Annotated in this window: 3 protein-coding genes; all 3 read right to left on the bottom strand. The window is 72.9% G+C overall.

Translation table 11 applies throughout. The features are described from left to right. Positions 1-980 (bottom strand): beta-ketoacyl synthase N-terminal-like domain-containing protein (locus tag ABZ659_RS35285; protein WP_360228917.1); only part of this gene is annotated, 980 nt, incomplete at its 3' end. Between the two features lie 80 nt (positions 981-1,060). Continuing rightward, a complete protein-coding gene (locus ABZ659_RS35280) occupies positions 1,061-7,588 on the bottom strand; it encodes a type I polyketide synthase (protein ID WP_360228914.1) in 6,528 nt (2,175 codons plus the stop codon). A 101-nt stretch (positions 7,589-7,689) separates the two neighbouring features. Next, positions 7,690-10,713: SDR family NAD(P)-dependent oxidoreductase (locus ABZ659_RS35275; protein WP_360228911.1), on the bottom strand; the 3,024-nt coding region annotated here is incomplete at its 5' end.

Genomic DNA, 10,713 nt, shown 5'->3' with positions numbered 1-10,713 from the left:
CCGGCGTTCGCCAACGCCTGACGAATCACCCGCTCCTGCGACGGACCATTCGGAGCCGTCAACCCATTACTCGCACCATCCTGATTGACCGCACTGCCCCGGATCACGGCCAGCACACGGTGACCCTTGCGCTGAGCGTCCGACAACCGCTCCAGGACCACCAGGCCGACCCCGTCGGAGAAGCCCGTGCCGTCGGCGCCCGCCGCATACGGCTTGCACCGCCCGTCCGCTGCCAGTCCGCGCTGGCGGCTGAACTCCTGCAGCAGGAAGGGGCCCGCCAGGACGGTCACGCCGCCGACGAGGGCCATCGAGCACTCCCCGGAACGCAGCGCCTGCGCCGCCAGGTGCATCGCGACCAGGGAGGACGAACAAGCCGTGTCCACCGTCACGGCCGGGCCCTCGAAGCCGAAGCTGTACGCCACCCGGCCGGACACCACGCTCGACGCGGTGCCCGCCAGGCGGAAGCCCTCCAGTTCGGGCTGGGCCGTACCGCCGTAGTCGGACATGACGGCGCCCGCGAAGACGCCGGTGTCGCTGCCGCGCAGCGCGGCGGGGTCGAGTCCGGCGTCCTCCAGGGCTTCCCAGGACGCCTCCAGCAGCAGCCGCTGGATCGGGTCCATGGCGGTCGCCTCGCGGGGGCTGATCCCGAAGAACGCGGCGTCGAAGTCGCCGACGCGGTCGAGGAAGCCGCCCCCGCTCGCGTAGACCTTGCCGACGTGGTCGGGGTCGGGGTCGTAGAGCCGTTCCACGTCCCAGCCGCGGTCGGTGGGCAGGGGCGCGATCGCGTCGCGGCCCTCCGCCACCAGCCGCCACAACCCCTCCGGAGAGTCCGCGCCACCGGCGTAGCGGCAGCTCATGCCGACGATCGCGATGGGTTCGGCGGCCTGGGCCAGCAGTCGACGGTTCTGCTGCCGCAGGCGCTCGGTCTCCTTCAGGGACTTGCGGAGCGCTTCGACCAGCTCGTTCTGGTTGGCGGACATCGCCTTGGTTCCCCCGTTCGGACGCGTTCCCGCGGCCGTGTTCGCAACTGATGTGTTCTCGGGCGTGGGTGGAGCGTCTGTCATTCCACGTCGTCCTGCGTCATCCGGATCAGTGCCGCGACGTCCATCTCGTCGATCGACACGGCGTCGCCGTCCGCGTCGTCGGGCTGGGTGTCACCGGTTTCGCCGCTGGCCAGGTCGAGCAGGGCGTCGAGCAGTCCGGACTGGCGCAGGCGGCCGATCGGGATGGTGACGAGCAGGTCGCGGATCTCCTTCTCCTCCGAACGCCGTCCCGTGTCGGCCGGTGCCGAGCCCGGCATGGCGACGGGGATCAGGTAGTGGGCCACCGCCAGCGGGTTGGGGTGGTCGAAGACGAGGGTGGTCGGCAGTCTCAGGCCGGTGGCCGCCGTGAGCCGGTTGCGCAGTTCCACCGCGGCGAGCGAGTCGAAGCCCAGTTCCTTGAAGGCGCGGTCGGGGTCGACGGCGTCGGCGGAGGCGTGGCCGAGTACGGAGGCGACCTGGGCGCGTACGAGGTCCAGGGTGACGTTCTCCCACTCCGCCGGGTCGACGGCGGCCAGCCGGTCGGCGAGTGAGCCGCCGACGGCTTCGGTGCGCCGTGCGGACACGCGGACGAGTCCGCGCAGCAGCGCGGGCAGCCGTCCCGCCTGTGCCTGTGCGCGCAGGGCCACCTGGTCGAGGAGTGCGGGGACGAGGACGGCCTCGTCGTGGTGGTGGGCGGTGTCGAACAGCTGGAGGCCGAGGTCGTTGGAGAGCGCGGCGACGCCCATGCGTTCGAGTCGGGCGAGTGCGGCGCCGTCGAGTTCGCCGGTCATTCCGGTGGCGTCGCCCCACAGGCCCCAGGCCAGTGAGCTGGCGGTCAGCCCTTCGGCGCGCCGGACGGCGGCGAGGGCGTCGAGGGTGGCGTTGGCGGCGGCGTAGTTCGCCTGGCCCGGGCTGCCGATCAGGGCCGCGAGGGAGGAGAAGAGCACGAACGCCGACAGGTCCATGTCCGCGGTCAGTTCGTGCAGGTGCAGGGCGGCGTCGACCTTGGGCCGCATCACCCGCTCGATCTGTTCCGGGGTGAGTGACTCGACCACTCCGTCGTCGAGTACACCGGCCGAGTGGATCACCGCACGCAGCGGGTGTTCCAGTTGGTCGAGGAGTCGGGCGAGTTGGTCGCGGTCGGCGACGTCGCAGGCCGCCGCGCGGGCGTCGGTGCCGAGTTCCGCCAGTTCGGCGATGAGCTCGGGTACGCCGTCGGCGGCGGGGCCGCGGCGGCTGACCAGGAGCAGGTGCTTGACGCCGTACCGCCGGGCGAGGTGCTTGGCGAAGAGGGCGCCGAGGCCGCCGGTGCCGCCGGTGATCAGGACGGTGCCGTCCTGGTCGTCGAGCGGGGCGGGGACGGTCAGCACGACCTTGCCGGTGTTGCGGCCCTCGCGCAGGAACCGGAACGCCTCCCGGCCCCGCCGCACATCCCAGGTACGGACCGGCGCGTGCTCCAGCACACCCTGCTCGAACAGCGCCACGACCTCCGTCAGCATCTCCTGGATACGATCCGGCCCCGCTTCCACGAGGTCGTAGGACCGGTAGCGCACTCCTTCGTGTTCGGCGGCGACGACGTCGGGGTCGCGCAGGTCGGCCTTGCCCATCTCGATGAACCGGCCGCCGCGGGGCAGCAGGTCCAGCGAGGCGTCGATGAACTCCCCCGCCAAGGCGTTCAGTACGACGTCCACGCCCGCCCCGTCGGTGACGTCGAGGAAGGTGTCGCGGAACGACAGGTCACGCGAGGACGCGATCCGCTCCCCGGCGACGCCGAGCGCACGCACCGCGTCCCACTTCGGCTCACTCGCCGTGGCGAGGACGTCCGCCCCCAGATGCCGGGCCAGCTGCACGGCCGCCATGCCCACGCCACCAGCGGCGGCGTGCACCAGCAACCGCTCACCGCGCCGCAGCCCGGCCAGGTCCACCAGACCGTAGTAGGCGGTGAGGTAGACCACGGGCAGGGCCGCCGCCTGGACGAAGGTGAAGTCGTCCGGCATCGGGACGATGGTGCGCCGGTCGGCGACGGCCACGGGTCCGAAGGCGTCCAGCACGAGGCCGAACACCCGGTCGCCGGGGACCAGGTCGGTCACTTCGGCGCCGACTTCCAGGACGACACCGGCGGCCTCGCTGCCCAGCGGTGCCTCGCCGGGGTAGGTGCCGAGCGCGATCAGCACGTCGCGGAAGTTCAGACCCGCGGCGCGGATGCCGACGCGGACCTCGTGGACCCCGAGCGGCCGGTCGGCGTTCGACGGCAGGAGCGCCAGGTCTTCCAGGGATCCCCTCCGCTTGCTGTCGAGTCGCCAGGTGCCGTCGACCGGGGTCGTCTCCGTGCGTGCCAGCCGGGGGGCGAAGAGGCTGCCGCCGCGGACCGCGATCTGCGGCTCCTCGGCGCCGAGTGCGCAGAGCGCGGCCCAGTCCGGCTCCCCATGACGGTCCGCACTCGCACCACCGGCGTCGAGGTCGAGGAGCGTGATGCGGCCCGGGTGCTCGGACTGGGCGCTGCGCACCAGACCCCACACCGGGGCCTGGGTCAGGTCCGGTGCCTGCTCACCGACGGCGACCGCGTTGCGGGTCACCACCACCAGGCGGGACCGACCCAGCACCTCACTCGCCAGCCACCGCTGCAACAGTTCCAGTGTGCTGGTGGTGGCCGCCCGCGCGGCGGACGCCACGTCAGTGTGCTGGTCCGGCTGGACGCCTACCAGGACGACATCGGGGGAGGCGGTGCCGTCGGTCACCGCGTGTTCCAGGGCGGCAAGGTCCGGGTAACGCTCGCCGGTAGCCGACAGCGCGCCCAGCACCGCCAACGACACCGAAGACGCGGTGGAAGGGGCGCTCACGGCAGTCCACTCCAACCCGAACAACGCCTCGCTTCCACCCCCCTGCCCCGCACCAGCCAACTGCGCCTGGTCCACCGGCCGCACCGACAGCGACTCCACCCCCACCACCGGCACATCCCGCTCGTCCACGACGTCCACCCGCATCGCCGACTCACCAGAGCGCCCGATACGCACCCGAACCCGCGACCCGACCACACCACGGCCCCACCGCACACCCGACCACGCAAACGGCAGATCCACCCCCGCAGCCGCATCCCGCTCCACCAACGCCGCGTGCAGCACCGCGTCGAACAGCGCGGGGTGCACACCAAACCCCGCACTCACCACACCCTCAGCGAGCTCCACCTCAGCGAACAGGTCCTCACCCACACGCCACACAGACCGCAACCCCTGGAATGCCGGCCCGTACTCGTAACCAGCCGCGGCCAGGCGTGGATACAACCCCTCCACCGCCACAGCCCGAGCACCCGCAGGCGGCCACTGACCACCGAAGCCACCCATCGGGGCCGCCTCCCCGCCAAGCCAGCCCCGCGCGTGACACACCACCACGCCCTCAGCCGACTCGGACCGCGAATACACCGCCACCTCACGACGGCCGTCCGCATCCGGCGCACCCACCGTCACCTGCACCAACCGCCCCGCATCCGCAGCCAGGACCAACGGCGCCTCCAGCACCAGCTCCTCCACGACCGCACAGCCGACCTCTGCTCCGACGGTCAGGGCCAGTTCGACGAGGGCGGCGCCGGGCAGGAGTACGGTGCCGAGGACGGCGTGGTCCTGTGTCCACGGCTGGGCGTCCTGGGACACGCGCCCGGTGAAGAGCCACTCGTCCCGGTCGCCGACCCGCACCGAGGCGGTCAGCAGGGGGTGTGCGAAGCGGGCGAGTCCGGCGGCGGCCGGGTCACCGTTCGAGCCCGGCATCATCCAGTAGCGCTCGCGCTGGAAGGCGTACGTGGGCAGTGGTACGTGGCGGGCGCCGCTGTCCGCGTAGAAGCGGGTCCAGTCGACGGCGGTGCCGAGGGTGTGTGCCTCGGCCAGGGACGTGGCGAAGCGTTCGAAGCCGCCCTCACCGCGGCGCAGCGAGCCGAGTACGGTGGCGCGGTCGCTGGCGTCGAGTGCCTGGACGGCCTCCTCCACCGGCACCTTCAGGACCGGGTGCGGGGAGACCTCGATGAAGCAGTTCATGCCGTTGTCGATCAGTGCGCGTACGCCCGACTCGAAGCGGACCTGGCCGCGCAGGTTCTGGTACCAGTAGGAGGCGCCGAGTTCGGTGGTGTCGACGAACCGGTCGCGCAGGGTGGAGTAGAACGGGATCCGGCCGGGGCGGGGTGTGATGGGTCCGAGCACGTCGAGGAGTTCGGCTTCGATCTGCTCGACCTGGGCCGAGTGCGAGGCGTAGTCGACGGAGACGCGGTGGAAGCGGATCTCGGCGTCGTGGCAGACGGTGGCCAGTTCGTCCAGGGCGTCGGGCGCGCCGGAGATGACGACGGCCGTGGGGCCGTTGACCGCCGCGACCGAGATACGGCCGCCGTAGGGCTCGATGAGTTCCTCGACCCGGTCCACCGGGAGCGCGACGGACGCCATGCCGCCGTTGCCCGCGAGGTGTTCGCGGATGGCGCGGCTGCGCAGGGCGACGACCCGGGCGGCGTCGTCCAGGGACAGGGCCCCGGCCACGCAGGCGGCGGCGATCTCTCCCTGGGAGTGTCCGAGCACCGCTTCCGGTACGACGCCGTACGACTGCCAGAGCGCGGCCAGGGACACCATCACCGCGAAGAGTGCGGGCTGTACGACGTCGACGCGCTCCATCGAGGGCGCGCCGGGCGTGCCGCGCAGGACGTCCTCCACCTGCCAGTCGACGTACGCGGACAGTGCCTTGCCGCAGGCGGCGAGTTCGGTGGCGAAGACCGGCGAGGAGTCCAGCAGGTCCACGGCCATCCGCTCCCACTGGGCGCCCTGGCCGGGGAAGACGAACACGGCCCGGTTGCCGGTGACGCGGCCTTCGAGGACGTGTGCGGCGGGTTCGGCGGCGGACAGCGCCCTGAGTCCGGACAGCAGGGCGCCGCGGTCGGTGGCCACCACGGCCGCCCGCCGGTCCAGGTGGGCCCGTAGCGTCGACGACGACAGGCCGAGGTCGAGGACGGACAGCTGGGGCTGGGCGATCATCAGCGCGCGCAGCCGGTCCGCCTGGGCGCGGAGTGCCGCGTCGCTGCGCGCGGACAGCAGCACCGGGACGGCTTGCGGGGGTGTGGCGCCGGACGCCTCTTCGGGGCCGGGGGGCGTGGCCGTCTTGCCGTGGGCGGGTTCGGGGTGTTCGGCGGGCGGTTCCTCGATGATGACGTGGGCGTTGGTGCCGCCGACGCCGAAGGAGGAGACGCCCGCGCGGCGCGTCCGCTCCCCGGACGGCCAGGGTTGCGCCTCGGTCAGCAGGCTGACCTCGCCCGCCGTCCAGTCGACGTTGGGGGACGGGGCGTCGACGTGGAGGGTGCGCGGCAGCGTGCCGTTGCGCAGGGCCATGACCATTTTGATGACGCCGGCCACTCCGGCGGCGGCCTGGGTGTGGCCGATGTTGGACTTGACCGAGCCAAGGCGCAGCGGGCCGTTCTCGCGTTCGCGTCCGTACGTCGCCAGCAGCGCCTTGGCTTCGATCGGGTCGCCGAGGGGGGTTCCGGTGCCGTGGCCCTCGACCGCGTCGACGTCGGCGGGGCGCAGTCCGGCGTCCGCGAGCGCCTGGCGGATCACCCGTTCCTGGGAGGGGCCGTTCGGGGCGGTCAGCCCGTTGCTGGCGCCGTCCTGGTTGACGGCGCTGCCCCGCAGGACGGCGAGTACCTGGTGCCCGTTGCGGCGGGCGTCGGAGAGCCGCTCCAGTACCAGCAGGCCGACGCCCTCGGCCCAGCCGACGCCGTCCGCGGCGGCTGCGTACGCCTTGCAGCGTCCGTCGGGTGAGACGCCGCGCTGGCGGCTGAACTCGACGAACACGTTGGGGCGCGCGAGTACCGTGACGCCGCCGACCAGCGCGAGCGAGCACTCGCGTGCGCGCAGGGCCTGGGCGGCCAGGTGCACCGCCACGAGCGACGACGAGCAGGCCGTGTCGACGGTGACGGCGGGTCCGGTGAAGCCGAAGGTGTAACTGACCCGCCCGGAGGCGACGCTCCCGGCCGACGCGATCGACAGGTAGCCCTCGACCTCGGGGCGCCGGTCGCTGGTCCCGGCGACGAACCCGTAGTCGGAGTACATCACCCCGCAGAACACTCCGCAGTCGCTGCCGCGCAGGGCGGTGATGTCGATCCCGGCGTCCTCGAACGCCTCCCAGGACGCCTCCAGCAGCAGCCGCTGCTGCGGGTCCATGACCAGGGCCTCGCGCGGGCTGATCTCGAAGAAGTCCGCGTCGAAGTCGGCGGCGGCGTCCAGGAACCCGCCACCGCGTGTGTAGGACGTGCCGGGGTGGTCGGGGTCCGGGTGGTAGAGGTTCTCGACGTCCCAGCCGCGGTCCACCGGGAACTCGTCCGCGGTGCCGATGCGGCCCTCCGCGACGAGTCGCCACAGCTCCTCGGGCGAGGTGACACCGCCCGGGTAGCGGCAGCTCATCCCGACGACGGCCAGTGGCTCATGCGCGCGGTCCTCGTACTCCTTGAGCCGGGCCCGGGTGGCGTCGAGATCGGTGGCCAGTCGCTTGACGTACCGAACGAGCTTCTCCTGCTGCTGGACGTCGTTCACTTCAGTACTCATCCCCCGTGTGTGCTGTTCGGTGGGTCGGGCGTCGGGCATCGGCGATGGTGCCGTGGTGGCAGTTGTGGAGCGTGGAGAGTGGGGCCGGTGGCGGGAGGGCGTCAGGCGTCGCCGAACTCGGCGTCGAGCAACTCCAGGACCTCGTCCATGGTGTTGGCCGCCTCGATACGGTCACCGGTGTGACCCGTGCCGTGGTCGGTGAGCGTGCCGAGCAGCAGGCGCAGCCGTCCGGCCACGTGGTCCTTCTCGGTGTCCCGCAGGCCGGTGACCAGCGCTTCGAACTCGTCGAGCCGCTGGTCGACGGAGGTCTGCGGACCCGCGTCACCGCCGAGCTCGGAGAGCAGCAGCTCGGTGACCGCCGCGGCGGTCGGGTGGTCGAAGACCATGGTCGGCGCGAGCCGCACTCCGCTGGCCTGGATCAGCCGGTTGCGCAGGTCGACGGCGGAGAGGGAGTCGAACCCCAGGTCCCTGAACGCACGCGTCGGACTGATGCTGCCGGGCGAGGAGTGCCCGAGGACCGCCGCGACCTGCTGTTGCACGAGTTCGAGGACGGCCCGTTCCCGCTCGGCCGCCGCGATCCCCGGGAACCGCTGGACGAGCGGGACTCCCGTCGACGCGCCGCGCCGCGGGGGCCGGGGGGCCAGCGCGCGCAGCAGCGTCGGCACCGTACCGGCGCGCGCCCCCGCCTTCAGCCCGCCGAGGTCGAGCAGGACCGGGGCGAGCAGGGCCGCGTCGTACCGCGCTGACCGGTCGAAGAGTTCCAGACCGAGGCCGGTGGGCAGGGGCCGCATCCCGGTGCGGGCCAGCCGGGCGCGACCGGTGTCGCTGAGGTCGCCGCCCATGCCCGCGGACTCCGCCCACAGGCCCCACGCCAGGGAGACCGCGGGCAGTCCGTGGGCCCGGCGGGCGGCGGCGAGAGCGTCCAGGAACGCGTTGGCGGCGGCGTAGTTCGCCTGTCCAGGGGTGCCGAGGAGGGCAGTGATCGACGAGAACAGCACGAACGCCGACAGCTCCGTGTCCGCGGTCAGCTCGTGCAGGTGGACGGCCGCGTCGATCTTGGGCCGCATCACCCGCTCAAGCTGCTCCGCCGTCATCGACGCGACCACCCCGTCGTCCAGGACGCCCGCGGCGTGGATGACCGCCGTCAACGGCTGCTCCAGCGAGCCGAGGAGCCGCGCGAGCTGCGGGCGGTCGGCGACGTCACACGCCTCGATGCGTACCTGCGCCCCCAACGACTCCAGCCGGGCGGCCAGCTCGGCGGCGCCTTCGGCCCCCGGGCCCCGTCGGCTGACCAGGGTCAGGTGCCGGGTGCCGTACTGCTTGACGACGTGCTCGGCGAAGACCGCGCCGAGGCCACCCGTGCCGCCGGTGATGAGGACCGTCCCCTCGGGATCCCACGGGCGCCCCGCGTCGTCGGCCGCGAGAGGAGCGCCGTGCGGCGCGTCAGGGGTGGCGGCCCGGACCAGGCGTGGCGCGAGCACCGCTCCCGCGCGGACCGCGAGCTGAGGCTCGTCCAGCCCGGCCAGCGCGGTCCAGTCCGGGTGCTCCCCGGCGTCGAGGTCGAGCAGCAGGAACCGGTCCGGGTGCTCGGACTGCGCACTGCGCAGCAGACCCCACACCGGCGCGAGCACCGGTTCCACGGCCTCGTCACCGACCGCGACCGCACCCCGGGTGGCCACCACCAGCCGGGCGGCCGTCAACGTCTCGGACGCCAGCCACTTCCGCACCAGCGCGAGCGTGTCCCGGGCGACGGCGTGCGCGGCGTCAGCGGTCGGCTGCTCTGCCGGCGCGTCGAGCCGTACGACCACCAGCTCCGGCGCGGCTGTGCCGCCAGCCACCGACCGCTCCAGCTCGTCGAGTTCGGTGGGGCACGCCGCCCCGAGGGGGACCACGCGTGCGAGGCCGCCTCCGTTCTGGCCGACCGACGTGACCGGCACCCAGTCGATCCGGAAGAGAGCGTCACCCTGCTCACGCCGGGCCGCCTTGAGCTGCCCCGGATCGACCGTACGGAACGCCAGCTCCGCCACGCTGGCCACGGGTTCACCCGTCTCGGTCGCGATGTCGACGCGCAGGACCGCGTCTCCGACCGGAGTGACCCGCACCCGGACGTAACCCGTGGCCGGTGCGCCGAGGCGCACACCCGACCAGGAGAACGGAAGCCGCGTCGAGCCGTCGCCCGCGTCGAGCCAGTCCAGGCCGCCGTGCAGGGACGCGTCGAACAGCGCCGGGTGGAGGACGAAGTCCCCTGCCGCGTCGGCCTCCTCGTCACGCAGCGCCACCTCGGACCAGAGGCTGTCCCCGTCACGCCAGGCGGCCCGGACGCCCTGGAAGGCCGGTCCGTAGTCGAAGCCCAGGTCGGCGAAGCGGGCGTAGAGCGCGTCCACGGCGACGGGCTCCGCTCCGGCCGGGGGCCACTGGGTCGGCCAGTCGGGAACGGTCTCCGTCGCCGTGCCGAGGGTGCCACGGGCGTGGCAGACCGCCTGCCGCGTGGCGTCATCCTCGCCCTGCGCGCGGGAGTACACCGCCACCTCGCGTCGTCCGCTCCCGTCGGCCTCCCCCAGCTTGACCTGGAGGTGCACCGACGTGTCCGCTCCGAGCACGAGCGGCGCTTCGAGGACCAGTTCCTCGACCACCGGGCTGCCCGCTTCCCGTCCGGCCGCGGCTGCCAGTTCGACCAGCGCCGTCCCCGGGAGCAGCACGGCCCCGAGGACCGCGTGGTCCCGGACCCAGGGGGCGCTGTCCTGGGAGAGACGGCCGGTAAAGACCCACTCGTCCCGGTCGCCAACCGGCACGGCGGCGCTCAGAAGAGGGTGCTCGATCCGGCCGAGACCAGCCGCGGCGGGATCACCGGATGCCACGCTCTGGGACACCCAGTAGCGTTCGCGTTGGAAGGCGTACGTGGGCAGCTCGACGCGCTCGGCGCCGGAACCGGTGTAGAAGGCGTCCCAGTCGACCGGGAGACCGGCGATATGAGCACGACCGAGGAACGCCGCGAACGCCTCCACCTCCGGTACCCGTGCCTTCAGCACAGGGGCGAACACCGCGTCCTCGACGTCCAGCGTCTGCTGGGCGAGAGCGGTGAGTACGGCGTCCGGGCCGACCTCGACGAAGCGGGTCACGCCCTC

Origin of the sequence: Streptomyces sp. NPDC006997, assembly GCF_040635175.1 — a bacterium.
Classification (GTDB): Bacteria; Actinomycetota; Actinomycetes; order Streptomycetales; family Streptomycetaceae; genus Streptomyces.
The sequence above is the reverse complement of the archived record's forward strand: the minus strand, read 5'-3'. Positions and strand labels throughout refer to the sequence as shown.